This is a genomic window from Pseudactinotalea sp. HY160 (assembly GCF_009372055.1).
Lineage (GTDB): Bacteria > Actinomycetota > Actinomycetes > Actinomycetales > Beutenbergiaceae > HY158.
Map to the genome: position 1 here is coordinate 25,286 of NZ_WHMT01000011.1, position 24,041 is coordinate 49,326.

At 72.6% G+C, this 24,041-nt stretch carries 24 protein-coding genes, 1 tRNA gene and 1 riboswitch; of the genes, 6 read left to right on the plus strand and 19 right to left on the minus strand.

The features are described 5' to 3' along the window. Nucleotides 1-4: 4 nt before the first annotated feature. The 4 genes from GCG21_RS11105 to GCG21_RS11120 all read right to left on the minus strand — a co-directional run bounded on the left by GCG21_RS11105 (nucleotide 5) and on the right by GCG21_RS11120 (nucleotide 5,040). Nucleotides 5-898, minus strand: coding sequence for a VOC family protein (locus tag GCG21_RS11105; protein ID WP_152909758.1), 894 nt, complete (start codon nucleotides 896-898; stop codon nucleotides 5-7). A gap of 149 nt (nucleotides 899-1,047) precedes the next feature. Then, nucleotides 1,048-2,217 carry an ABC transporter ATP-binding protein gene (locus GCG21_RS11110; protein WP_370517463.1) on the minus strand — a complete coding sequence of 390 codons (1,170 nt, stop codon included), beginning with the start codon at nucleotides 2,215-2,217 and terminating at the stop codon, nucleotides 1,048-1,050. Beyond that, nucleotides 2,207-3,985, minus strand: coding sequence for an iron ABC transporter permease (locus GCG21_RS11115; protein WP_152909759.1), 1,779 nt, complete (start codon nucleotides 3,983-3,985; stop codon nucleotides 2,207-2,209). Before GCG21_RS11115 ends, GCG21_RS11110 begins: the two co-directional genes overlap by 11 nt. Next, nucleotides 3,985-5,040 carry a thiamine ABC transporter substrate binding subunit gene (locus GCG21_RS11120; RefSeq protein WP_370517464.1) on the minus strand — a complete coding sequence of 352 codons (1,056 nt, stop codon included), beginning with the start codon at nucleotides 5,038-5,040 and terminating at the stop codon, nucleotides 3,985-3,987. Before GCG21_RS11120 ends, GCG21_RS11115 begins: the two co-directional genes overlap by 1 nt. A gap of 304 nt (nucleotides 5,041-5,344) precedes the next feature. Beyond that, nucleotides 5,345-5,451, minus strand: a riboswitch (TPP riboswitch). Nucleotides 5,452-5,525: 74 nt separating this feature from the next. On the opposite strand from GCG21_RS11120, the gene GCG21_RS11130 reads away from it, so the two are divergent. Further along, nucleotides 5,526-5,774 (plus strand): DUF4235 domain-containing protein, encoded by a 249-nt coding sequence (locus GCG21_RS11130; protein ID WP_152909760.1) that lies wholly within the window; start codon nucleotides 5,526-5,528, stop codon nucleotides 5,772-5,774. 123 nt (nucleotides 5,775-5,897) lie between these two features. Here GCG21_RS11130 and GCG21_RS11135 read toward each other — a convergent pair whose 3' ends face one another. Then, nucleotides 5,898-6,176 (minus strand): hypothetical protein, encoded by a 279-nt coding sequence (locus GCG21_RS11135; protein ID WP_152909761.1) that lies wholly within the window; start codon nucleotides 6,174-6,176, stop codon nucleotides 5,898-5,900. An 89-nt stretch (nucleotides 6,177-6,265) separates the two neighbouring features. Here GCG21_RS11135 and GCG21_RS11140 point away from each other — a divergent pair, with 89 nt between their 5' ends. Beyond that, entirely contained in the window at nucleotides 6,266-6,772 is a 507-nt protein-coding gene (locus GCG21_RS11140; protein WP_152909762.1) for a hypothetical protein, read from the plus strand. 21 nt (nucleotides 6,773-6,793) lie between these two features. Here GCG21_RS11140 and mnhG read toward each other — a convergent pair whose 3' ends face one another. Genes mnhG through GCG21_RS11170 form a run of 6 tightly spaced genes read right to left on the minus strand, consistent with a single transcriptional unit; the run spans nucleotide 6,794 to nucleotide 13,148 of the window. Next, nucleotides 6,794-7,159, minus strand: a complete 366-nt coding sequence (gene mnhG, locus GCG21_RS11145) for a monovalent cation/H(+) antiporter subunit G (protein WP_152909763.1) — start codon at nucleotides 7,157-7,159, stop codon at nucleotides 6,794-6,796. Then, nucleotides 7,156-7,548 carry a monovalent cation/H+ antiporter complex subunit F gene (locus tag GCG21_RS11150; RefSeq protein WP_152909764.1) on the minus strand — a complete coding sequence of 131 codons (393 nt, stop codon included), beginning with the start codon at nucleotides 7,546-7,548 and terminating at the stop codon, nucleotides 7,156-7,158. The genes mnhG and GCG21_RS11150 overlap by 4 nt, the downstream gene beginning before the upstream one ends. Continuing rightward, entirely contained in the window at nucleotides 7,545-8,153 is a 609-nt protein-coding gene (locus GCG21_RS11155; protein ID WP_152909765.1) for a Na+/H+ antiporter subunit E, read from the minus strand. Before GCG21_RS11155 ends, GCG21_RS11150 begins: the two co-directional genes overlap by 4 nt. Then, nucleotides 8,150-9,670: a Na+/H+ antiporter subunit D gene (locus GCG21_RS11160; protein ID WP_152909766.1), complete on the minus strand. Its 1,521-nt coding sequence runs from the start codon at nucleotides 9,668-9,670 to the stop codon at nucleotides 8,150-8,152. The genes GCG21_RS11155 and GCG21_RS11160 overlap by 4 nt, the downstream gene beginning before the upstream one ends. Then, nucleotides 9,667-10,140: a Na(+)/H(+) antiporter subunit C gene (locus tag GCG21_RS11165; protein WP_152909767.1), complete on the minus strand. Its 474-nt coding sequence runs from the start codon at nucleotides 10,138-10,140 to the stop codon at nucleotides 9,667-9,669. The genes GCG21_RS11160 and GCG21_RS11165 overlap by 4 nt, the downstream gene beginning before the upstream one ends. Next, a complete protein-coding gene (locus tag GCG21_RS11170) occupies nucleotides 10,137-13,148 on the minus strand; it encodes a Na+/H+ antiporter subunit A (RefSeq protein ID WP_370517465.1) in 3,012 nt (1,003 codons plus the stop codon). Before GCG21_RS11170 ends, GCG21_RS11165 begins: the two co-directional genes overlap by 4 nt. Before the next feature lie 148 nt (nucleotides 13,149-13,296). On the opposite strand from GCG21_RS11170, the gene GCG21_RS11175 reads away from it, so the two are divergent. After that, nucleotides 13,297-14,583, plus strand: a complete 1,287-nt coding sequence (locus GCG21_RS11175) for an MFS transporter (protein ID WP_152909768.1) — start codon at nucleotides 13,297-13,299, stop codon at nucleotides 14,581-14,583. Nucleotides 14,584-14,659: 76 nt separating this feature from the next. On the opposite strand, the gene GCG21_RS11180 is transcribed toward GCG21_RS11175, so the two are convergent. Genes GCG21_RS11180 through pgi form a run of 3 tightly spaced genes read right to left on the minus strand, consistent with a single transcriptional unit; the run spans nucleotide 14,660 to nucleotide 17,908 of the window. After that, on the minus strand, nucleotides 14,660-15,610 hold the full coding sequence (locus tag GCG21_RS11180) for a hypothetical protein (RefSeq protein WP_152909769.1): 951 nt from the start codon (nucleotides 15,608-15,610) through the stop codon (nucleotides 14,660-14,662). Between the two features lie 4 nt (nucleotides 15,611-15,614). Continuing rightward, nucleotides 15,615-16,202 carry a dCTP deaminase gene (gene dcd, locus GCG21_RS11185; protein ID WP_153878989.1) on the minus strand — a complete coding sequence of 196 codons (588 nt, stop codon included), beginning with the start codon at nucleotides 16,200-16,202 and terminating at the stop codon, nucleotides 15,615-15,617. Between the two features lie 23 nt (nucleotides 16,203-16,225). Next, entirely contained in the window at nucleotides 16,226-17,908 is a 1,683-nt protein-coding gene (pgi, locus tag GCG21_RS11190; protein WP_370517466.1) for a glucose-6-phosphate isomerase, read from the minus strand. Between the two features lie 194 nt (nucleotides 17,909-18,102). On the opposite strand from pgi, the gene GCG21_RS11195 reads away from it, so the two are divergent. Next, nucleotides 18,103-18,176 (plus strand) — tRNA-Gly (locus tag GCG21_RS11195). Between the two features lie 97 nt (nucleotides 18,177-18,273). Next, complete coding sequence (locus GCG21_RS11200; RefSeq protein WP_152909770.1) at nucleotides 18,274-19,059, plus strand: MOSC domain-containing protein; 786 nt, start codon at nucleotides 18,274-18,276, stop codon at nucleotides 19,057-19,059. Nucleotides 19,060-19,202: 143 nt separating this feature from the next. On the opposite strand, the gene GCG21_RS11205 is transcribed toward GCG21_RS11200, so the two are convergent. From GCG21_RS11205 to GCG21_RS11215, 3 genes are all read right to left on the minus strand, one after another. Next, entirely contained in the window at nucleotides 19,203-19,526 is a 324-nt protein-coding gene (locus GCG21_RS11205) for an AzlD domain-containing protein (protein WP_152909771.1), read from the minus strand. Continuing rightward, the gene (locus GCG21_RS11210) at nucleotides 19,519-20,271 is read right to left on the minus strand and encodes an AzlC family ABC transporter permease (protein WP_152909772.1); all 753 of its coding nucleotides are present in this window, start codon (nucleotides 20,269-20,271) and stop codon (nucleotides 19,519-19,521) included. Before GCG21_RS11210 ends, GCG21_RS11205 begins: the two co-directional genes overlap by 8 nt. A 135-nt stretch (nucleotides 20,272-20,406) precedes the next feature. Then, a complete protein-coding gene (locus GCG21_RS11215; protein WP_152909773.1) occupies nucleotides 20,407-21,648 on the minus strand; it encodes an NAD(P)/FAD-dependent oxidoreductase in 1,242 nt (413 codons plus the stop codon). A 91-nt stretch (nucleotides 21,649-21,739) separates the two neighbouring features. Between GCG21_RS11215 and GCG21_RS11220 the strand changes: the two genes are divergently transcribed. Next, nucleotides 21,740-22,363: a TetR/AcrR family transcriptional regulator gene (locus GCG21_RS11220; RefSeq protein ID WP_152909774.1), complete on the plus strand. Its 624-nt coding sequence runs from the start codon at nucleotides 21,740-21,742 to the stop codon at nucleotides 22,361-22,363. A gap of 43 nt (nucleotides 22,364-22,406) precedes the next feature. Here the strand turns inward: GCG21_RS11220 and GCG21_RS11225 are convergent, their stop codons facing one another. Together GCG21_RS11225 and GCG21_RS11230 are read right to left on the minus strand one after the other, a co-directional pair. Continuing rightward, nucleotides 22,407-23,621 carry a cation:proton antiporter gene (locus tag GCG21_RS11225; RefSeq protein ID WP_152909775.1) on the minus strand — a complete coding sequence of 405 codons (1,215 nt, stop codon included), beginning with the start codon at nucleotides 23,619-23,621 and terminating at the stop codon, nucleotides 22,407-22,409. A 2-nt stretch (nucleotides 23,622-23,623) separates the two neighbouring features. After that, a complete protein-coding gene (locus GCG21_RS11230; RefSeq protein WP_227993693.1) occupies nucleotides 23,624-23,986 on the minus strand; it encodes a cation:proton antiporter regulatory subunit in 363 nt (120 codons plus the stop codon). Nucleotides 23,987-24,041: the final 55 nt, after the last annotated feature.

Consider the following 24,041-nt stretch of genomic DNA (forward strand, 5'->3'; position numbering starts at 1 on the left):
GGCCTCAGACTGCCACGCCCGCCCGGGCCGGCTCGAGCCCGCGCGGGCGGATCTCGATCAGGGTGGCCCAGGGGTCGCGCACCTGGAGGCTCCCGTCGACGGTGCGATGATCGACGCCGTTCCGGCCGAGCCGGTGCGCGATCCGCTCGATCTCCTCGCCGGCGGGGACCTCGATCGCGACCTGCCCGAGGCCCAGCGAGGCGGCGCGCGGTCCGGCGCCCCGGGAGTTCCAGCTGTTCAGGCCGATGTGGTGGTGGTAGCCGCCGGCCGCGACGAACAGGGCCTGCGATCCGAATCGGCTCGTCACCTCGAAGCCGAGCACCCCGGCGTAGAAGTCGCGGGCGAGGTCGATGTCGCCGACCTGCAGGTGCACGTGGCCCACGGATGCGGCCGCGTGCTGAGCGCCGGTCATGCCCGCGTCGTCGAGGTGATCCTGCAGGTAGGTGTTCGGGTCGAGGAGGTTCGTGGCCATCCGGACCGAGCCGTCGGCGGCGTAGGTCCAGCTGCTGCGCGCACGGTCGGTGTACAGCTCGACGCCGTTCCCCTCGGGGTCGTCGAAGTAGAACGCCTCCGAGACGAGGTGGTCGGCCGAGCCGGTGAACGCGGCCGGGGCGTGCCGCACCGTGGACAGGACGGCGGCGGCCAGGTCGGCCTGCGTGGGATAGAGCACGGCCGTGTGGAAGAGCCCCGCGTCGCCCCGGTCGAAGTCGGGCAGATCGGACTCACGCGTCAGGCGGACGACCGGATTCCCGCTCCGGCCGAGGGTCACGGTCGGCCCGGCCTGGCCCAGAACGGCGAGGCCGACGCCGGCGGTGTAGAAGGCGACCATCGCATCCGGGTCGCGCACGAGCAGGTCGACGACGCCCATCGAGGTGTCCGGAGCCAGTGTCCGAGTCATGAGGCCTCCCAGTAATTAAGTCTTCAACTATTGTACCGGATGGATGCTCCGATGGCACGAACCTAGGCCGCGAACACGTCCCGGCCCGGGAGATCGCCGCGCACGCGCCGGAGGCGACGCCCCCGGCCCACTGGGTGACCCGCGGCGTATCAGCCCTCGAGAAGGACGACGCCGAGGGGGTCGACGTGGACCTGGACGACGTCGCCGGGCGCCGGGCGATCGGGGCCCCCCGCGGACGCGGGCCGCAGCAGCGCCCGCACCGTGCCCCACCCCGGCACGTCGAGCCGGGCGGCCGGCTCGCCGCGCTGGAAGCCGAGCGAGCGGATGCGGCCCGTGCGCGGGGCGATCGGGCCCGCGGCCGGCGCGGACGACTCACCCGGCGCGGTGACCCAGAGCGCGCGTGGGCCGAGCGCCCAGGTGCGGTCGTCGTCGTCGGAAATCACGGCGAAGCCGAGGAAGGCGGCGACCGGGGCATCGGCCGGGCGGCTCCAGATCTCGGCCGGGCGGCCGACCTGCACGAGCCGGCCGGCGCGCATGATGCCGACGCGATCGGCGATCGTGAAGGCCTCGTCGTGGTCGTGGGTGACGTACAGGGCGGTCGCCGCGGCCCTGCGCAGGATCGTGGCGAGTTCGACCGTGAGCCGTTCGCGCAGGGAACGGTCGAGGGCCGAGAGTGGTTCGTCGAGGAGGAGCAGCCGGGGCCGGGGTGCGAGCGCGCGCGCGAGAGCGACCCGCTGCTGCTCGCCCCCGGAGAGGGTGGCGGTGGGCCGGTCGCCGTAGCCCGCCAGGCCCACCAGATCGAGGAGCTCGCGCACCCGTTCGCGGCGCGCGGCCCGCGGAACGCGGTCCATGAGGAGTCCGAACTCGACGTTGCCCGCGACGCTGCGATGCGGGAACAGCTGCCCCTCCTGGAACATGAGACCGAAGCCGCGCCGATACGCGGGCACGCCGGCGAGGTCGCGGCCTGCCCAGGCGATCGTGCCGGCGCTCGGGAGCTCGAGACCGGCGATGGCCCGCAGCAGGGAGGACTTGCCGCATCCGGACGGCCCCAGGAGCGCGAGCACCTCACCCGCGCGGACGTGCAGATCGACCGTATCGACGGCGGGGCTCGCCGCCCCGGGGTAGCGCACCTCGACCTGTGCGAGCCCGAGCGCGATCGGCGGGTCGGCGGTCGCGGCCGGATCCGGGGAGGCGGCGGGGCCGGCGTCCGAGCGCGCCGAGGGCATCGGCGGACGGACCGGCGGACGGGGGCCCTGGGGGTCCGGGGCGGGCACGGTGTCGTCCATGGCGGGCACGGTGCGGGTGGGTTCAGAAGTCACTGGAGTGCTCCCCTCGCAGGCGTTCGGCGAGCGTCATGATGGTGGCGGTGAGGATCGCGAGGATGACGGCGGCGGCGAGCGCCATGCCGTAGTTCTGCTCGCCCGGGCGGCCGATGAGCCGGAAGATCACCACGGGCAGGGTGGGACGTTCGGGCCGGGAGAGGAAGCTCGTGGCCCCGAACTCCCCGAGTGAGACGGCGAACGCGAACCCGATCGCGGGACCGAGGGCGCGCAGCAGGAACGGTCCATCGACGTAGCGCAGCACCCGGCCCGGGGCGGCACCGAGCACGGCCGCGGCCTCCCGCAGGCGCGGGTCGATGGCGCGCAGCACGGGGGCGACGGTGCGCACCACGAGCGGGATCGCCACGACCGCCTGCGCGATCGGGATGAGGATGAGACTCTCCCGCAGATCGAGCGGCGGCCGGTTCAAGGTGATGAGGAATCCGAAGCCGACGGTCACCGCCGAGACCCCGAGCGGCAGCATGAACGCGGCGTCCAGCCCGGCGGCCCCGCGCCGCAGCCACGGCCGGCGGGGGGACCGGCTGACGACCACGGCCACGAGGGTACCGATCGTCACCGCGAGGAGGGTCGCATCGACGGCGACCCGCAGCGAGTTCGCGGCGGCCTGCCACACGCTCACCGAGAGCGCCGAGTGCTCCCCGGTGCCACCGAGGGCGAGGTAGTTCCCGAGCCCCCAGCCGTCCGGGGTGCGCAGCGAGGCCAGGAGCAGATGCGCCATCGGCAGCACGTGCAGGATCGCGACGGTCACGGCGGTCACGGCGATCGCGGCACCGTCCCCGCCCCGCCACCGCAGCGGCCGGGGCGCGACCGTGAGCCCGGTGAGGCGCAGCGCCACCTCCCGCCGGCGGCGGGCGACGTTCGAGCCGATGAGCGCGCCGATCACGATGACCACCTGGAGCACGGAGAGCACGGCCGCGGCCCGCAGGTCGAGGAACTGTGTCGTCTGGATCCAGATCTCGGTCTCGATCGTGCCCACCCGCGGGCCGCCGAGCACGAGCACGATCCCGAACGCGGTGGCGCAGAAGAGGAACACGAGGCTCGCTGCCGACGCGATCGCGGGCACGAGCGAGGGCAGGGTCACGGTCCGGAACACCCGCCACGGGCTCGCACCGAGCGCCGCCGCCGCCTGTTCGGCGCGCGGATCGAGCCGCTGCCACAGGGCACCGACGCTGCGGACCACCACGGCGTAGTTGAAGAACACGAGCGCCGCGATGACCGCGGTCACGGTGCCGTCGAGACCGAGGAAGCCGAGCGGTCCCCCCTCGGCGAGCAGCGCCCGGAACGCGACGCCGACCACGACCGTCGGCAACACGAACGGCACCGTGACCAGGGCGCGCGCGACGCCCTGGCCGCGGAATCGCCGTCGATACAGCACGTACGCCCCCGGCAGTCCGAGGGCGACCGAGAGCGCCGTGCCCACGAGCGCCTGGCCGAGGGTGAGCCCGAGGAGCCGCCAGGTGCGGGAGCGGCCGAGCACGTCGGCCACTCCGCCCAGGTCGAGGTGGCCCTCCGAGACGAAGCCGGTCGCGATGAGCGTGCCCGCCGGATACACGAAGAAGATCGCGAGGAACACGGTCGGCACGGCCACCGCGACCGTCCACGCCGGCACGCCCAGCCGGCCGCGAGCGAACCCGCGGGGCCGGCCCGGCCGCCGGTCCGGCTCCTGGCCCGACCCTTGGCCGGGCCGCTTGCCAGGCCCCTGATCGGGCCCCGCCGGCGGCCCGGTCCGGGTGGGTGCGGCGGTCATCAGCCCACGACCTGCTCCTGCCAGGTGCGCAGCCACTCGTCCAGATGCGCATCGATGTCGGCCTGGGGCACGGTGATGGGATTCGGCGCGAGCGGGGCGTGCGCGACCCAGTCGGCGGGCAGGCGGACCGTGTCGTCCACCGGGTACATGAACATCTGCCCGGGGATGTCGGCCTGCACGGGCGCGCTCAGGAGGAAGTCGAGGAACGCCTGGGCGCCTGCGGGATTCTCGGCGCCCGCGAGCACACCGGCGTATTCCACCTGCCGGAAGCAGGTCTCGAGCAGGGCGCCCGTGGTGGAGTCGCCGTCGTCGGTGAGCGTGAAGGCGGGCGAGGTGGAGTACGACAACGCGATCGGGCGCGTGCCGCCCGCGCCCTCGGCGGCGGTGAAGTCCGTGTAGTACACGTCCGACCACGAGTCCACGATCTTCAGGCCGTTCTCGTCGAGCCGCTGCCAGTAGTCCACCCACTGATCGCCGTACTCGCCGATCGTCGCGAGCAGGAACGCGAGCCCGGGCGAGGAGCGCGCGGGATTGGAGACGACGGTCAGGTCGGCGTACGCAGGCAGCGTCAAGTCGTCGAGGGTGACCGGTTCGTCGAGGTCGTGGTCGGCGAACCACTGATGGTCGACGTTCATGCACACGTCGCCCACGTCGATCGGCGTGAGCGCGGCCGAGTCGCCGTCGACCGCGTAGGCGGCCGCCGAGGCGGGCAGGTCCGCCGGGGTGTAGTCGGCGAAGACGTCCTCGGCGAGCGCCCGGCCGGCGAAGGAGTTGTCGATGCCGAAGGCGACGTCCCCGAGCGGGGAGTCCTTCGTGAGGATGAGCTGATTCACGAGGGTGCCGCCGTCGCCCGGCGCGGAGAACTCGAGCGTGTATCCCGTCTCCGCCTCGAAGGAGTCGAGCAGGGCCTCGTCGAGATTGAACGAATCGTGGGTGACCACGCGGACCGTCGTGGGCTGGGAGACGGATCCGGCGGGCTCGGGTGCGCCGCCGCCGGCCAGCGAGCACCCGGCGAGGGCCGCTCCGGTGAGCGCGGCAAAGGCGGGCAGGGCCACCCGGGTGCCGAGTCTTCCCTGGTGTCCGCCGGGGTGACGGCCGGGGTGTGGGTCGGGGTGACGGCCGGAGTGTGGGTCGGGGTGACGGCCGGGGTGATGTCCCGCGTGTCGGACCTCGTGTCCGTTCTCGTGACGGTTGAGGTGTCGGCGTCCACGCCGGGGATCCGACGCCACCACCTGCGGGGCGGATGACGCTGCGGGGGCTGCTGCGGCAGGCGCGGCGGATGGTGTGCTGTCCGGCTGAGGCCGGAAGTCCTGGGTCATGGGTTGAATCCTCCTCAAGTGATGAGAAGGGGTTCCGGATGGAAGAGAAGGCTCGACTCCCTTCGCCGGTGCTAGCCGGATCAGGTTCGAGGGTCTGCGGGTTGCTCCGCACTCTCAGCGCTCTGGGGCGCTCCCCTGTCGTTGTTCTGGGAAGTCTACATCGGTGGGCAGCACCGGCCCATCTCCTCTAGGCTGGGCGTACGGCAACGGGGAGGACAAGCGTGAATTCGCAGAAGCTCATCAATATGGCCATCGTGATGGGAGCCGGCTTCGCGGCCACGAAGGCGATCTCTCTCGCGTGGAAGGGGGTCACCGGTCACGAGCCGCCGAAGGAAATCGACGACGACGGCGAGATCTCGATCACCGAGGTCGTCATCTTCGCGGCCGTCTCGAGCGCGGCCGCTGCACTCGTCAAGGCCTACGCCTCGAAGGGCGCCAAGCACCTCACGGCCCGCCCCGCCGACCGCTGACCCGGAGCTCGGGCTCGGGTTCAGGCGATCCGTGGGTCCGGTCGTCACGGCACGTCCGCCCCGGATTCCGCTCTCGGTTCGATCGCCGCTGTCGCCCGAACCGGCTACCGCTCTGCCATCGGCTCAGCCGCCGCCCGAGCGCATCCCTCGCCGCCGCCACTGCTGCCCGCACGCGTCCCTCGCTGCCGCCGCTTGCACGCATCCTTCGCCGCCGCCCGCACGCATCCCTCGCCGCCGCCCGCACGCATCCTTCGCCGCCGTCGGCACTGCCGCCCCGCCGAGCAGGGTGAATCCCGTGAAATCGGACCACGATCCAGCGGTTTCGCCCTGGTCGACGCGGACACCGGAGGTTTCGCCCTGGCCGACGTCGATGCCGGCAGTTTCGCCCTGGTCGACGTCCAACCGATCACCCGCCGCACCGCCACCGGCCACCGGCTCCCTCGCAACTACCGCCATCTGCCCTGTCGCCGTCACCGAGCAGGGTGAATCCCGTGGAATCGCACCACGATCCAGCGGTTTCGCCCTGGTCGACGCGGACACCGGAGGTTTCGCCCTGGCCGACGTCGATGCCGGCAGTTTCGCCCTGGTCGACGTCCAACCGATCACCCGCCGCACCGCCACCGGCCACCGTCTCCCTCGCAACTACCGCCATCTGCTCTGTCGCCGTCACCGAGCAGGGTGAATCCCGTGGAATCGCACCACGATCCAGCGGTTTCGCCCTGGTCGACGCGGACACCGGAGGTTTCGCCCTGGTCGACATGGAAACCGGAGGTTTCGCCCTGGTCGACGTCCAGGCGATCACCCGCCGCACCGCCACCTGCCCTCGCCCCGTCGCCATCGGCGCCGCCGCCACCATGGGCTCCACCGCCGAGCAGGGTGAAGTCGGCGGAATCGGACCACGATCCAACGATTTGGCCCTGGTCGACGCGGAAACCGGAGGTTTCGCCCTGGTCGGCACGCAGACCGGAGGCTTCGCCCTGGTCGACGCGCCAGGGTGAAGCGGCGGCGGCCCGCGGCCGTCAGCTGGAGGAGTCCGGCTCCCGGGCCGCGTCGAGGTCGTCGCGCAGTTCGTCCACGATGAGCAGGTCGGAGGGGATCTTCTTCGTGCGGTAGCCCGAGCGGCCCACGAGGTGCGCCGAGACCGGTGAACTGATCATCTGCAGGGCCACGACGAGCACGACCTTCCAGGCGACCTGCACCTCCTGGAACGAGAGCGCGAGCCCGCTCATGAGCAGCGTGATGCCGAGTACCTGGGGCTTCGTGGCGGCGTGCATGCGCGACAGCAGGTCGGGGAAGCGCACGAGGCCGATCGCCGCGACGAGGGTGAGCAGGCTGCCGGTGATGAAGCAGATCGCGGCGAGCACCTCGATGATCTGGTCGATCATTCGCGCGGCCTCCCCTCGGGACCCATCCGGCGCCGGGCGTCACGCTGCTCGGACTCCATCCGGGCGCGCACGCGGGCGAGCCGCTCCCGGACGGCCTCGATCCGCGCCGCCTCGGCGTCCTCGACGGAGGGCGGATCGACGGCGGCGAACCGGGCGAGGGTGACCGAGCCGATGAAGCCGACCGAGGCGAGCACCACGAGGATCACCGTGAGATCCCGCCGGCCCGTCGACGCCGACCAGATGGTGAGCGTGGCGATGACCACGGCGACGAGCACGTCGAGGGCCACGATGCGATCGAGCATCGAGGGGCCGCGTTCGAGCCGGAACAGCACGGTGAGCGCGGCGGCCGTGAGCAGCACCCCGCAGACGATCATGACGATCTCGTTCATTCCCTCGCTCCCTCCCGCGGCCTGGCCACCCGGAACACCCCGCGCGGCGGATAGCCGGCGGCCTCGATCTCGGCGTCGGAGGCCAGCGCGTACATGATCCGCCGTTCCTGCTCGAGCACGGTGGCCTTCGCCGCCTCGATCCCGCCGGAGATCTCGGCGTCGAACACGTGCACGTACACGACGCCGCTGAGCCGGTGCGCCTCGACGACCACGGACCCCGGCACGAGCGAGGTGAACTGGGCGGTGATCGTGAGCAGCACATCCGAGTGGGTCCGCAGCCGCACCCGCACGACCGCCCCGTGCGGGGTGGGATCGCGCCGGAGGGCGTAGGAGGCGATCTGGTAGGAGGCCACGACCACCTCCCACGCGAACCTCGACAGCAGCACGAACACGCCCGGCAGCCAGACCCGGCCGTCGAAGCCGACCTTCGGCATGGGCAGCAGCCACATCGTCAACACGGCCAGCACGAGGCCGGCGGCGATGTTCCCGGGCGTGAACGACCCCCACAGCAGCACCCAGACCACCGTGAGCCACAGCGCCATCGGCCACCGGGTCCACCAGCGGCGGCTCACCTCCTGCGGGCGCGGATGGGTGGCGGGGCTCATCCGCCCTCCTCCGCGGTCAGGTCACCCGCGCCGCCGAGCACGGCCGTGATGTAGGGGCTGCGGGCCGTCAGGTCGGCGGCGGCGTGATCGGTGTAGTTGTAGAGCGGCCCGGCCGCGACCGCGATGATCAGGCCGAGCGAGGCGAGCACGGCCGTGGGGCCGAACATCGACCGCGGCACGTGATTGCGCGGCAGGTCCGCCGGGGCCGACTGCCAGAACGCCTTGTTCCATGCCTTGACGATCGCGTAGAGGGTGAGCAACGACGTCAATAATGCCGCCGCGACCGTCGCATAGGCGAGGCCGCTGCCCACGGCCGCCCCCGCCTCGATCAGCCCCATCTTGCCGAGGAACCCCGACATCGGCGGGATCCCGGCGAGGTTCATCGCCGGCACGAAGAACACGATCGCCAGCGCCGGGGCGAACTTCGCGAGCCCGCCGAGCCGTTCGAGCGAGGTGGTGCCGCTGCGGTGCTCGATGAGCCCGGCCACGAGGAAGAGCGCCGTCTGCACGGTGATGTGGTGGATCACGTAGAAGATCGCCGCCGACAGGCCCGCCTGGTTGGCGAGCGACATCCCGAAGACCATGTAGCCGATATGGCTCACGAGGGTGAACGAGAGCAGCCGCTTGAGGTCGTCCTGCGCGACGGCCCCGATGATCCCGATGACCATCGTCACGAGCGCCGCGATCATGAGCAGCCGGTCCATCCGGGGGTCGTCGAAGAGGAGGGTCTGGGTGCGGATGATCGCGTACACGCCGACCTTCGTGAGCAGTCCCGCGAAGACCGCGGTGACCGGGGCGGGCGCCGTGGGATAGGAGTCGGGCAGCCACGCCGACATCGGGAACACCGCGGCCTTGATGAGGAACGCGATGAGCAGCATCGCCTGGAGCACGAAGGCGATGTCGGGATCGATCTCGCCGAGCCGCACGGACAGGTGGGCCAGGTTCAGGGTGCCGGTGGCGGCGTAGATGAGCGCGATGGCGATGAGGAACAGCACCGAGCTGAGCAGCGAGACCACGACGTAGATCGACCCGGCCCGGATCCGCTCCCCGGTGCCCCCGAGGGTCAGCAGCACGAAACTCGCCGCGAGCAGGATCTCGAAGCCGACGTAGATGTTGAACAGGTCCCCGGACAGGAACGCGTTCGCCACGCCCGCCGCGAGCACGAGATAGGTCGGGTGATAGATCGCGACCGGCGCGCCCTCGTGGCCCTCCTGCAGCCCCTCGGCCAGGGAGTACAGCAGCACGCACAGGATGACGATCGCCGAGACGAGGAGCATGAGCGCCGAGAGCCGGTCGGCCACGAGCGCGATCCCGATCGGCGCGTCCCAGCCGCCGACGCTCATCACCTGCGGCCCCTCGGTCTCGGCCAGCACGACGAGCGCGGCGGAGGTCACGAGCATGATCGTGATCGCCGCGACCGAGATGACGCCCTGCGCCTTGGACCGCCGGCCGAGCGCGAGCGCGAGGCCCGCACTCACGAGCGGGACGACGACGGGCAGCGGGATGAGCCAGGTCATCGCTTCCCCTCCTGCGTTCCGACGACGTCGCTCTCCTCGGTCTCGTCCCTCGCCTCGGCCGCTTCTGTCTCCAGGTCGGAGTCGTCGGTGCGGGTGTCCACCTCGGCGCCCTCGAGCAGTCGGGCCGCGAGCCGGCGATCCTCGAGGTCGTCCTGCACCTCGTCGTGGCCGTGCAGCTGCCAGGAGCGATAGGCCATCGCGAGCACGAAGGCGGTGAGGCCGAGGGTGATGACGATGGCGGTGAGCACCATCGCCTGCGGGAGGGGATCGGCCATGTCCTCCGCCGGCCCGGAGCCGTTGAGCGGGGGGCCGCCGGCCCGGCCGCCGGCGATGAGGAAGAGCAGGTTGACGCCGTTGCCGATGAGCGCGATGCCGATGATGACCCGGGAGAGGCTCCGTTCCAGCAGGAGGTAGACGCCGGTGCCGACGAGCACGCCGACGGCCACCACGAGCGCGAGACTGGGAGTCATGTCGCATCTCCTCCAGGGGCTGACGGCGGGGCGGACGGCGGGGCTGCCGGCGGAGTGGACGACGCGGCGACCGCGGGTGGGCGGGCGTCGTCGGCGGTCACGCGGGGCGAGTCGTGCGGGATCTCCGGGGCGGACTGGCCGGCGGCCTCGCCGTGGCGGTCGACCTCCGCCCCGAGGGAGCGGAGGATGTCGAGCACGAGTCCGACGACCACGAGGTAGACCCCGACGTCGAACACGAGGGTCGAGACGAGGTGGATGTCACCGAAGATCGGCGCGGTGAGGTCGAGCTTGAACGACTGGAGCATCTGGCCCCCGAAGAACATCGGCACGATCCCGGCACCGACCGAGAGGAACAGGCCGCCGCCGAGCAGCGCACCGGGAAGCACCGGGGCCGCCTCCCCCAGCTCGTAGCGCCCACCGGCCAGGTACCGCAGCGTGAGCGCGATCCCGGCGACGATGCCGCCGGCGAAGCCCCCACCGGGCGCGTTGTGCCCCGAGAACAGCAGGAACAGGCTGAACACGAGCATAGTGTGGAACACGAACCGGGTCGTCACCTCGAGGATGACGGACCGGCGATACGGGGTCATGCCCTGCGGGCCGGCGAGCCAGCGCCGCCCGCGGCCGGCACGCAGCTCGCCCGGAGGCGTCCGCCAGTACACGCCGCGCGGGTCCCGGGCGGCGGCGGCGTCGGGCCGGGCCTCGGCCAGGTCGCGGGCCCGGTCCACGTGCCCGGAACGGGACCGGATGAACACGAGGGAGGCGACCCCGGTCGCGGCCACGAGCAGCACGGAGATCTCTCCCATCGTGTCCCAGGCGCGGGTGTCCACGAGCGTGACGTTGACGATGTTCCGGCCGTAGCCGAAGTCGAGGGTGACGTCGGGGAACGCGGTCGAGATGGGCTCGGCGATCCGGAACGCCGGCACGGTCAGGGCCAGGTACATGACCAGCAGCGCGACCGAGACGGCCACGAGCACGCGCCACCACCGGTCCCCGCGCAGCCACCGGTGGGAGAAGTAGGGGGGCAGGCGCCGCAGCACGAGGATGAACACCACGAGGGTGACGGTCTCCACGAGCGCCTGCGTGAGCGCGAGGTCCGGCGCACCGTGGAGGGCGAACAGGCTCACCACCCCGTAGCCCGTGATCCCGAGCAGCACCGCCGCCTTGAGCCGGCGCCGGGACCGGGCGGTGAGGATCGCACCGATCGCGATGACGACGACGATGACGGCCTGGGGCAGGTTGTCCCACGGCCGGACCCCGTCCGGGCGGACCCCGCCGGCCAGGAGGGTCCCGGCGGCGAGCGCGACCGTCGTGATGAGGATGAGCGCGAGGTACAGCGGCAGGGAACCGCGTTGAGTGCGCGCGGTGATCGTCACGGCCACGCGGTCGAGGCGGCGCATGAGGCCGCGATAGGTCAGGTCCGCGTCGGGCCCGCCCGCGACGGCGCCCTGCGCCCGCTCGACGTGCCTACGCCCGGCCGCGAGCGCCGTCCCCACGCCGATGACGACCGCCGTGAGCGCGAGCGGCAGGCCGAACCCGCCCCAGAGCGTGAGGTGGCCCGGCTCCCCGGCCGCGTAGGTGGCGGCGTAGGGCCCGAGGAGGCGCTCGCCGAGCCCGGGCAGCAGGCCCGCGACGAGCCCGGCCAGGGCGAGGACGTTCGGCGAGACGAACAGCCCGGGTGCCTCCGGGGTGAGCGGGGTCGGGGCGATGCCCGGCTTCGTGGCGAAGGCGCCCCACAGGAACCGCATGCCGTAGGCGAAGGTGAGGACCGAGCCGACGACCACGGCGACGAGGAGCACGATCCCCGCGGGATCGGCGGTGCCCGCGAGCGCCTCGAGCACGGCCTCCTTGGCCACGTAGCCGGCGGTCGGCGGCAACCCGACCATCGAACAGACGGCGAGCACCCCCGGGATCGTGGCCCACGGCAGTCGCCGGGCGAGGCCGGACAGCTCGCGCACGTCACGGGTGCCGGCGGCGGCGTCGATCGCCCCGACCGTGAGGAACAGGGCGGCCTTGAACATCGCGTGGGCGCCGATGAGGGCGAGGCCGGCGAGGGCCACGGCGCGGTCGCCCTGACCCACGAGGAGGATGAGGAAGCCGAGCTGGGAGACCGTGCCGAAGGCGAGCAGGAGCTTGAGGTCGTCCTGGCGCAGGGCCCGGTACCCCCCGATGATCAGGGTGGTCGCGCCGAGGCCGAGCACGAGCCAGCGCCACACGGGATCGTCGGCGTAGCCGGGCGCGAACCGGGCCACCAGGTACACGCCCGCCTTGACCATCGCGGCCGCGTGCAGGTACGCGGAGACGGGCGTCGGGGCGGCCATCGCCGACGGCAGCCAGAAATGGAACGGCACCTGCGCCGACTTGCTCAGCGCCCCGAGGAGCAGGCACGCGAGCGCCACCGGCACGAGCGAGGAGTCCACGGGGTTCGCCACGAGCTCGCTGATCGAGTACGAGCCGCCCTCGGCCTCGCCGAGGATCGCGATGCCGGCGAGCATGGCCAGGCCGCCGAACGTGGTCACGATGATCGCCTGCATGGCCGCGCGGCGCGAGCCCTTGCGCTCGAAATAATGCCCCACGAGCAGGTAGGAGAACACCGTGGTCAGTTCCCAGAACACGTAGAGCACGATCGTGTTGTCGGTGGTGACCAGCCCGAGCATCGTGCCGGCGAAGGCCACGAAGATCGCCGCGAATCGGCCCAGCGCCTTGGCGCCGGACGCGAAGTACCAGGCGCAGTAGGCGAGCACGAAGAAGCCGATGCCGCCGACGAGCAGCATCATGAGCCAGGAGAGCACGTCGAGGCGGAAATCGAGGTTCATCCCGAGGGAGGAGACCCACTCGACCTGGACCGCGGGCCCGCGCCCGTCGAGCACGCGGGCCGTGTTCGCGAGCGCCCAGATCGCCACCGAACCCGGCACGAGCGCCAGCACGAGGAACCCCTTGCGCCCCAGCCGCCCCATCAGCCACGGCGCGACAAGAGCCGCGACGAGGTGTGCGATGAGAAGCTGCAGCACGTCCGCTCCGGGGTGGGCGTGAATGTGGGTGGCCGAATGCCGCGGGCCAACCCGTGTTCACCCGCAACGAAGCGGCTTCAGTCTATCCGGTCGCCGCGGTCCCTCCCGGAGGCGCTCCGCGGCGGCGGCCCGTTAGGATCGGGCCATTATGCCTGAACAACGCCGTCGTGCCGGCATGGTCCTGCCGTTGCTCGGGATCCTCCTCGTGGCGATCAACCTGCGGCCCGCGATCACCTCGGTCGGGCCCGTGCTGCCACTGCTCGGGGACGACCTCGCGCTCGACGCCTCCGCGCTCGGGCTGCTCGGCGCGCTGCCGGTGGCCGTGTTCGGGATCGTCGCGGTGGTCGTGGCCCCGCTCGTGCAGCGCTTCGGGGTGGAACGCACCACGGCCGGGGCCCTCGCCCTCCTGACCGTGGCGACCGTGCTGCGCTCCTGGCCCGGCCCGAGCGCGAACCTGTGGATCGGGACCGTGCTCATCGGGGCGGCGATCGCGGTCGGGAACGTCGTCGTGCCGGTGATCGTCAAGACCTCCTTCCCGCGGTCCACGGCCCTCGTGACCGCCGTCTATGTGGCCGTGCTGGGGATCTTCGCCGGGCTCGCCGCGGCGCTGGCCGTGCCGCTCGCGGAGGGCTCGCGGCTGAGTTGGCGATTCTCGCTCGGCGTGTGGGCGATCCTCACGTTCGCCGGGCTGTGCTTCTGGACGGCGCGCGCCCTCCGCGCCCGGTCACCCGGCGCCGGCGGCGTGCTGCCGGTCGGCGCGGCGGGTTCCGCGAGTGCAGAGCGCCCAGCGCACCCTGCGCTGACGGAGCAGCGGGCCCAGGAGGCGCAGAAGGCGGGTGGGGCGGGCGTGTGGCGACGCGCGACGGCCTGGCAGATCTCGGTCTACATGGGCGTGCAGTCGAGCGTGTTCTACGTGGCCCTCACGTGGCTGCCGACCGTGGAGCAGGAGCTCGGCGTGGACCCGGTGGCCGCCGGCTGGCACATGTTCATCCTCCAGGTCGCCGGCGTGGTCGGCAACCTCGCGGCCCCCGCCCTCATGCGGATCGGCGGGGACCAGCGCGTCGCGGCCGTACTCCCCGGGATCGCCCACCTCGTCGGGCTCGCGGGAATCGTCTTCGCCCCGGGCTTGATCGTGTTGTGGGTGGCGATCCTGGGGCTGGGTACCGGGAGCGCGTTCGTGGTGGCGCTCAGCCTCATCGCGATGCGCGCCCACGACCTCACCACCGCGGGCCACCTGTCGTCGATGGCCCAGGCGGTCGGCTACGTGATCGCCGGCCTGGCCCTCTTCGTGGCCGGGCCCGTGCAGAGCTGGAATTCACTCGCGGTGCTCGGCGTCATCGCCCTCGTGGCCGTGGGGGTCCTCGTGTCCGGAGCCCTCGCCGGCCGGCACCGGATGCTCACCCCCCGGGAGGTCACGCCGCAGCAATCCGACTGAACTCGCTGAACCCGCTGGGCCGACCGGGCCCAGTGGGCCGATCGGGCCGGCTCGCCCAGGCGATCAGTCCGGGCGATCAGCCCAGGGTGACGAGGAACCCGTCGTCGTCGCACACGATCGCCCGCTCCACGCCGCCGAGGGCGCTGCGCACGGCCCAGGCGCAGTTCTCGATCACGGCCACGACCGCCGGGTTCGCGAGCGATTCCTCCTGGGCCGCGAGCCACGCCGCCCGCTCCTGCGGCTCGAGCTCCGGGACCGGTGGGGGCGCGTAATACCGCACCTCGTAGACGTACGCGGTCGCCCCTGCCCAGGCGGCATCCGCCACGACGATCGGCGTGACCGGCGCCTCATCGACCGTGAGCACGACGAGACCGCCGTCGGCCTGCGGCGCGTGCACGGAATAGGACTCGCTCCCCGGCCCCGGCTCGGCCAGCGCGTGGGCGTCGAAGGCATCCGCCTCCGCGTGCAGCCAGCGCCGGTGACCGTCGTCGAGCCCGTGCTCGACCACCTCGGGAACGGTGGGCCGCGGCGGGGGGCCCGCGGCGTCGTCCCCACGGACCGTGACGAAGGGAGCGAGCGCGGCCCGCGCCGCGGCCGGCTCGAGCCGAGTGTCGGAGAAGAGCAGCAGATCGGGGATCGGCGGGGCGCCCACGAGTCGGCCCGTGCTCGTGCGCACGGCACCGCCGAGACGCCGCGCGAAGGCCATGATCAGCGCGACCGTGTCGCGTTCGAGGCCGATCGGCTCGCCGTCGGGGAACGCCGCGAGGATGCTCCCGGCCGTGCGCAGTTCGGGTGGGATCGGGCCGCCCCGCTCGGCCGGCACGCGGAACTCCACGACGTGGCGCACCCAACCGGGCACGTGGTCCGCGGGCGCGGGCGGCCGCGGGCCCGTGCACGTGACCGCGCCGGACCAGGCGAGCGTGCGGGGATCGGGCCGGAACACCTGGTGCACGCGGGAGAGCGCGAGCGCCTCGAGTTCCGCGGCGCTCACGTCCTCGGCGAGCAGGAGCAGGTGGATCGCGGTCATCGCATCACTCGTCGGGCGTGATCCGGGTGCGGTGGAAGTTCAGGTGGGAGCGGGAGGCGGTCGGACCGCGCTGGCCGAGGTAGCGCGAGCCGGTGGCGCCCGCCCCGTAGGGGAGCTCCGAGGCGCTCGTGAGCCGGAAATAGCACAGCTGGCCGATCTTCATCCCGGGCCAGAGCGTGATCGGCAGGGTGGCCACGTTGCTCAGCTCGAGGGTCACGTGACCGGAGAATCCGGGGTCGATGAACCCGGCGGTCGAGTGCGTGAGCAGGCCGAGCCGCCCGAGCGAGGACTTCCCCTCGAGCCGCGCCGCGAGGTCGTCGGGCAGCGTGACGACCTCGAGCGTCGAGGCGAGCACGAACTCCCCGGGGTGGAGCGTGAACGACTCCTCGGGGTCGACCTCGACGAGCCGGGTCAGCTCGGGCTGCTCGGCCGCGGGGTCGATGACCGAGTACTTGTGGTTGTCGAACAGCCGGAAGTAGCGGTCGAGGCGCACGTCGACGGACGCGGGCTGGACCATCTCCGGCTCGAACGGGTCGAGCCGGATCCGCCCGGCCGCGATCTCGGTCCGGATGTCGCGATCTGAGAGCAGCACGCAGTCAGCCTACTTGCCGTCGATCAGGGACGACGCTCGGCCAGGTATCGCTCGATCGCCGCCTTCGTGGAGGCGTCCTGCCCGTCGAGTGCCGCGGCATCGCCGGAGAGGGCGGGGGTGATCTCCTGCGCGAGCTGCTTGCCGAGCTCGACGCCCCACTGGTCGAAGGAGTCGATGCCCCAGACCGCCCCCTGGGTGAAGGTGATGTGCTCGTAGAGGGCGATGAGCTGGCCGAGCACGCCCGGGCTCAGCTCCGGGGCGAGGATCGAGGTCGTGGGCCGGTTGCCGGTGAACACCCGAGCGGGCACGATCTCCTCGGCGGTGCCCTCGGCCCGCACCTCGTCCGCGGTCTTGCCGAATGCGAGGGCCTTGGTCTGGGCGAAATAGTTCGCCATGAACAGGTGGTGGACGTCCTGATCGCCGTCGGCGAGCGCGTGGGCCGGATTGGCCACGGCGATGAAGTCGGCCGGCACGATCCGGGTGCCCTGGTGGATGAGCTGGTAGAACGCGTGCTGGCCGTTGGTGCCCGGCTCCCCCCAGAACACCTCGCCGGTGTGGGCGGCCACGGGGGCGCCGTCATAACGCACGCCCTTGCCGTTCGACTCCATCGTCAACTGCTGCAGATAAGCCGGGAACCGGTGCAGGTACTGGGAGTAGGGCAGCACGGCATGGGTGTGGGCGCCGAGGAAGTTGACGTACCAGACGTTGATCAGGCCCATGAGCAGCGGCAGGTTCTCGGCCGGCGGGGCGGTGCGGAAGTGGTCGTCGATCGTCGCGAAGCCCGCGAGGAAGTCGGCGAAATTCTCCGGGCCGATCGCGATCGCGAGGCTGAGCCCGACGGCGGAGTCCACCGAGTAGCGGCCCCCGACCCAATCCCAGAAGCCGAAGGCGTTCGCGGTGTCGATGCCGAACTCGGCCACCTTGTCCAGGGCGGTGGAGGTGGCCACGAAGTGCTGGGAGACCGCGCCGGTGTAGCTCTCCTCGTTCGCCTCGATCACGCCCCGCTCGTGCAGCTTCTCGAGCAGCCACGTGCGGGCGAGCCGGGCGTTCGTCAGGGTCTCGAGCGTGGTGAAGGTCTTGGACGCGACGATGAACAGCGTGGTCTCGGGGTCGAGGTCCCACAGCGCCTCGGAGATGTCGGTCGGGTCGATATTCGACACGAACCGGCACTGGAGGCCGAGCTGCACGGAGGGCTTGAGGGCCTCGTAGGCCATGACCGGCCCGAGGTCGGAGCCGCCGATCCCGATGTTCACTACGGTCTCGACCCGCTTGCCGGTCACTCCGGTCCACTCCCCCGAGCGCACCCGGCCCGCGAAGTCGTAGAGCCGCCCGAGCACGGCGTGCACGTCGGCGTCCACGTCCTGGCCGTCCACGACGAGGGGGGCGGCCGGGTTCGCCGGGCGGCGCAGGGCGGTGTGCAGCACCGCGCGGTCCTCGGTCGTGTTGATGTGCGCACCGGCGAACATGTCGTCGCGGCGGGCGGTCACCCGGGTCTGCTCGGCGAGGTCGAGCAGGAGCCGCAGCGTGTCGGGCGTGAGGAGGTTCTTCGACAGGTCGACCCACAGATCGCCGGCCTCGCGGGTGAATCGGGCGGCCCGGCCGGGGTCGGCGGCGAACCAGCCGCGCAGGTCGGGCCGCAGGTTCTCGGCGTGGGCGCTCAGCGCGGCCCAGGCGGGCGTGGTGGTCGGGTCGATCGATGCGGTCACGGCTTCTCCCTCGCGGATGCACTCGGCTGGGCCACTGCGGCTCCGCTCAGCCTAGTGGCGCGCGTGCAGGACGGGCGAGGACTCCGGCGGCCTACTCACCCGGGGGCGCGACCAATTGGTCGAGGGCCCCGATGGTCGAGGGCCCGGCGGATCATTCGGTATGCTGGGCGGTGTCCGGTGCTCCATCGGGCGCTGCGGGTGTAGTTCAATGGTAGAACTTCAGCTTCCCAAGCTGATAGCGCGGGTTCGATTCCCGTCACCCGCTCCACATCGGTGACTTCCCGGTCCGGCCCGTCCGCCTCTATCAGGCTCCGTCCGACCCGCGGGGTACGGCACGGGCCGGCGCCACACGGCACAATGGCCGCATGCCCCACGTCGCCGCGCTCTACCGCCACCCGATCAAGGGGTTCACGCCCGAGTCCGCCGACCACCTCGACGTGCAGACCGACGGCCGCATCGCCGGCGACCGCGTGCTGGCATTCCGCTTCCCGGACGCCCTCTCTCCCGAGGACCGCGACGGCCTCGACTACTGGCCCAAGGGCGGCGGCCTGTGCGTGCGAGACTTCCCCTCGCTCGTGCGCCTGCGCCTCGGCCACGCCGCCGGGCGAGTCCGGCTCGAGGCCGGGGGCGAGGTGCTCGCCGAGGAGCGTGTGGACGACGCCGGTCGCCTCCGCCTGACCGCTGCGGTCACGCGTTTCCTCGCCGGGACCGAGGACGCCGACCGGCTGGAACGCTTCGGCCCGCTCACGCTCGTGGGCGACGGTCGCTCCGCCCGGTTCCAGGACCGCCCCCAGGGTTTCGTCAGCGCCCACTCCCGCTCGAGCCGGGACGCACTCGCGGGGGCCATGGGTACCGACCTGGACGAGCGGCGGTTCCGATCGAACGTCTCGGTCGCGGGGCTGCCCGCATGGGCGGAGGACGACCTCATCGGCCGGTGGGTCCGCCTCGGGGAGGTGCGCTTCGCCGTCCATGCGCCGATCAACCGGTGCCTGGCCACGCACGCGAATCCGGTCTCGGGTGAGCGGGACGCGCCCGTGCTCACCACCCTGACCCGGGTGCTCGGGCGGCCGCAGCCGAGCTTCGGGATCCTCCTCGTGGCGGACGGGCCCGGGCGGATCAGCGTGGGCGACCGGGTCGAGGTCCTCGGGTAGTCACGGCCACCCACATGGGTGTGCATGAGACGACTGGGGCCATCCGACCACCCCACAGGTAGTCCGGGCCACCCACATCGCCGGGCATCAGACGACTGGGGCCATTCGACCACCCCACAGGTAGTCACGGCCACCCACATGCATCAGGCGATCCCGAGGGCACGCAGGCCCGCGGTGGCCGCCGCCGCGACGAGCAGCACGACCGGCAGCGGGGCGCCGCGCCAGGCGAGCAGACCGGAGAGCGCGACCCCGGCGGGACGGGCCCACCCGGCGAAGGACTGACCGTCGGTCAGCGCGCTCGTGGCCATGACCGAGGCGAGGATGAGCATCGCGGCGTCCTCGACGGCGAGCTGGAACCTGGGATAGGCCGCGATCCGGTCGCCGATCTCGCCACCGCCGGCGCGCATCGCGTACGTGCCGATGCCGAGCAGGAGGCCGCCGAGCAGGATCTGGGTCAGCTCACCCATCGGCGCCGTCCTCGGCCCGACCGGACGGAACGGCCGGACCCGTACCCGCTGCGCCCTCCTCGCCCGCCCGTTGGGCGAGCGCGTCCCGGGTGCGCCACACGGCGAGCGGCAGGGCGAGCAGGCCCGCGATCGGTCCGAGCCCCTGGGGAAGCAGCAGCGCCGCGGGCACCGAGAGGAGCACGGCCACGACGATCGCCGGGCGCATCCGGGCGCGCTTGAGCGCGGGCAGCACGAGCGCGAGGATGACGGCCGGGAAGATGGCGTCGAGACCGAAGGCCTCCTGGTCGATCCCGCGGCCGAGGAGGCCCCCGACGAACGCCCCGGTCGGCCAGGATATGAGCACGGCGATCCCGGCGAGACCGTAGGTGCGCTTCGCCCGCTCCGGCTCACGCTCGGCGAGCGCGAAGGCCACGGACTCGTCGTTCATCACGTGCGAACGCCACGCACGGGTGCGGCCGTGGCCGAGGTAGCGGCGCACCGCCATGCCGTAGGGCACGTGCCGCACGTTCACGAGGAGCGCGGCGGGCAGGGCGAGCCACGGCGAGGTCGCGGTCGCCAGGCCCACGTAGAGCATCTCCGAGGATCCGGCGAGCACGATGACACCGAGCACGGGCGCGACCCACACGGGCAGGCCGACGCCGACCGTCATCGCACCGTAGGCCACGCCCACGAGCGCCATGGCGCATCCGAGCAGCACGACGGCGCGGATCGTGTCCACGTCGCGGCGGCCCGCAGCTGCTCCCATGAGTCGACATGCTTCGGCACGCCGCCCGGCCTTGGCAAGTCGACCCGGGCGCGTCTTGGGATCGGGGAGACGCAGCGCACAGGGCGATCCGGAGACTCGTCGTGCCGGCACGAGGAGGGGCCGCGCGGACGTCGGTCACCTCGGGGCGGGCAGGTCGGGCGGGTGGGCGAGCAGCTGCTGGATCGGACGGAGCGCGAGGTCGATGCTCACGAACCGCATGACGACGTCGCGCGCCACGGCGAGGGGCAGGCTCGTGCGGCACATGAGGGAGGCGAGCCGCCGGGACGTGTCGTGGGCGGCGGTGACGCGGGGGCGCTGGGCACGCTCGTAGGCGGCGAGCCGGCCGTCGAGGTCGGCGGCGCCGGGGGCGTGGGCGTGGGCATGGGTGAGGTGGCGGGCCAGCACCCAGGCGGATTCGATCGCCATCCCGGCCCCGATGCCGGCCGTGGGCAGGAAGCCGGCGGCCGCGTCACCGAGGAGGACCGACCGGCCACGCACCCAGCTGCCGGCGCGCGCGTCGACCAGCGGCCACCAGAACGGGTCGGGGTCGTCCACCAGCGCCGTGAGCACGCGGTCGATCCGTTCGGGCACCACGCGCAGGGCCCGCCGCACCCGTTCGGCGTAGGCGGCGGGGCCGGCGTCGCGGATGGCGCGGGGGCCGCCGAGGAAGGCGCCGAGCGCGCCGAGCACGGGGTAGGCGCCGACGAGGAAGCCGTCTCCCCACAGTTCACTCCCCAGGCCCGGGTCGGCGTCCGGCCGCGCCCAGACCACCCAGCCACCCCAGCCGGTGTCGACGGAATCCACCGGCTCCCCGTCGTGGAGGAGGCCGCGGGTGGTCGAGCCGATGCCATCGGCGGCGACGATGAGGTCGACCTCGAGTTCGGCGGGCCGTGCGCCGGCGAGGCACACGCGGAGGGGAGCTGCGTCGTCCCCGCGCTCGACGGCGCTCACGGTGGTGCCGTGGGCGACCTCGCACGTGGCGGTGGCCCCGGCGAGGCAGTCGAGCAGCGCGCCGCGGTCGATGCCGCGGTAGTCGCCGTAGCGGTCGAGGAGGCCGGCGATCGGGTCGGTGCGCAGCATGCGGCCGCGGTGGGAGTGGATGCGGTAACGGTCGAACCGCTGGGAGCGCCGGCGGTAGTCGGCGCCCGCGCCGAGCTCGTCCAGGGCCGAGTCGACCATGGGCATGAGCGCGAGCATGTAGCCCCGGTCGGCGTGGGCGTCGGCCTCGTGGCGCTCGATGAGCACGGGGTGGCGCCCGGCCCGGCGGAGCAACTGCGCCAGGGTCGTGCCGGCGATCCCGGCACCGACGACGAGGATGCGTGGTTCCCCCGGATCGGCGCGGTCCAGCTGGTCCGCGGCGGGGGTCTCGACGATCATCTCCACTCCTTCCGACGAGCGTTTGGACCGGGTGGTCCAGAAGCGTAGCAGCGATTGGACCACCCGGTCCAGGCCCGGGTAGGCTTCCGGCATGTCGAGCGACCGGATGCCGCCCGAGCGGCGCGCGCGGCTCGTGCGGGTGGCCGCCACGGAGTTCGCCGCCGGGTACGAGGCCGCCTCCCTCAACCGGATCATCCGGGAGTGCGGGCTGAGCAAGAGCTCCTTCTATCACGCGATCTCCTCCAAGCGGGAGCTCTTCGACCTCGTGGTCGACGACCTCGCCGCGGCGGTGTCCGCAGCCGTGCCGCTGCCCACCCCGGAATCCCTGGGCTCGACGGACTCGCCGGCGGGGGCACCGGACGGGGACTTCTGGGGCGGCGCGCGGGCCCTCATGGGAACGCTCGTCGAGGCCGCCACGCGGGTGCCCGCCTTCGCCGCACTCGGTGCGCTGTTCTACGTCTCCGACGCGCCGACGGGCAGCCGGCTCACCGAGTTGGACCGCGCCATCGACGCCTGGGTCGGCCGAGCACTGGAGCTCGGCCGGGCGAGCGGCGCCGTCCGGACGGACCTGCCCACAGATCTGCAGTACCGGCTCGCGCTCGCCGCGCTGCGCGCGCTCGACCGGTGGAGCCTCGAGCACCTCGAGGAGGTCGTGGGCGCGGGGGCGCTCGCCGAGGCGCAGCTGGACGCCGTGCGCCGGCTGCTCGAACCCTGAGTCGACGGCGCGCGACGCGACCGGGCAGACGGGCCGGCGCGACTCAGGCCTCCTCGCGGGCCGCCCCCGGTTCGCCGGGATCGGCCCGCCGGGCCTCGCGCCGCTTGGCCACGACGGCGATGCGGCGCGCGACCGGCTCGGCGAGTCGGGCCAGGATCGGCCCGACGACAGCCATGATCATGACGTACGTGGCCGCGAGCGGGCCGATGCCCGCGATCCCCGCGGAGGTGGCCAGGCCGGCGATGACGATGCTGAACTCCCCCCGGGGGACCATCATCGCGCCCGCGCGCAGCTGCCCGGGCCGGGCGATGCCGGCACGGCGGGCCGCCCAGCCACCCACCCCGACTTTCGTCAGGATCGTGACGAGGGCGAGCGCGAGGGCGACCCCCAGCACGTCCGGGATCTCGGCCGGATCCGTGCGCAGGCCGAAGAAGACGAAGAACACGGCCGCGAACAGGTCCCGCAGCGGGGAGAGCACGAGCCGGGCGCTCTCGGCGACCTGCCCCGACAGCGCGATTCCCACGAGGAAGGCCCCGACCGCCGTGGACACGTGCAGCTCCTCGGCGAAGCCCGCGACGATGAGCACGAATCCGAGCAGGCCGAGCAGGAGGAGCTCATCGCTGGCGGAGAACAGCAGCCTGTTGATGAAGCGGCCCCAGCGCAGCGCCACGAACATGACCAGGGCCACGGCGACCACGGCGCCGACGACGCTGATCGTGCCGCCGACTACGCCGACCCCGAGCAGGAGCGCGGTGAGCACCGGCAGGTAGATCGCCATGAGCAGGTCCTCGAAGACCATGAGGGAGAGCACGACCGGAGTCTCCCGGTTCCCGAGCCGTCCGAGGTCGGTGAGCAGCTTGGCCACGATGCCCGAGGAGGTCGCGTAGGTGACGCCCGCCATCGCCACGATCCCGGCGGCCGGCCAGCCGAGCAGCATCCCCACGAGTGCCCCCGGGGCGGCGTTGACCACGAAGTCGACGACGCCGGCGGGCGACTGGGTCCGCAGGTTCGCCAGCAGCTCGTCGGCGGAGTACTCCAGACCGAGCATGAGAAGCAGCAGAATGATGCCGACGTCGGCGCCCACGGAGACGAAGGCCTCGCTCGTGGCGAGCGGCAACAGTCCGCCGACCCCGAACACGAGGCCGGCGAGCAGGTAGAGCGGGATGGGCGAGATGCGCACGAGGGCGGCGAGCCGCCCGAGCAGACCCAGTCCGAGGATGATCGCGCCCAGTTCGAGCAGACCCCTCGCCGAACTCATGCCTACCCGTTGATGATCTCGTCGACGGCGGCGATCGCCTCCTGTGTTCCCACGACGATGAGCTGGTCGCCTGCGGCGAGCTCGAAGCCGGGGGTGGGCGAGGGGATCGCCTCGCGATCGCGCAGCACCGCCACGATCGAGGCGCCCGTGCGGGTACGCACCTCGGTGCCGCCGAGGGTGTCGCCCCCGAAGCGGGAACCGGCCGAGATCGGCACCTTGGCGGTCTGCAGGCCCGCGACCTGCTCGGTCAGCCGGGCGAGGCGCTCGGTCACGCGCCGGGTGGCGAGGAACTCGGCGAGGGTATCGGCCTCCGCCGGGGGTGAGCGCGACGGTCTCGACGCAGGCGTCGGGATCGTCCTCGGCATAGATCACCAGGTCGCGTCGGCCCGTGTGATGGGAGACGACGCCGATCCGGCGGCC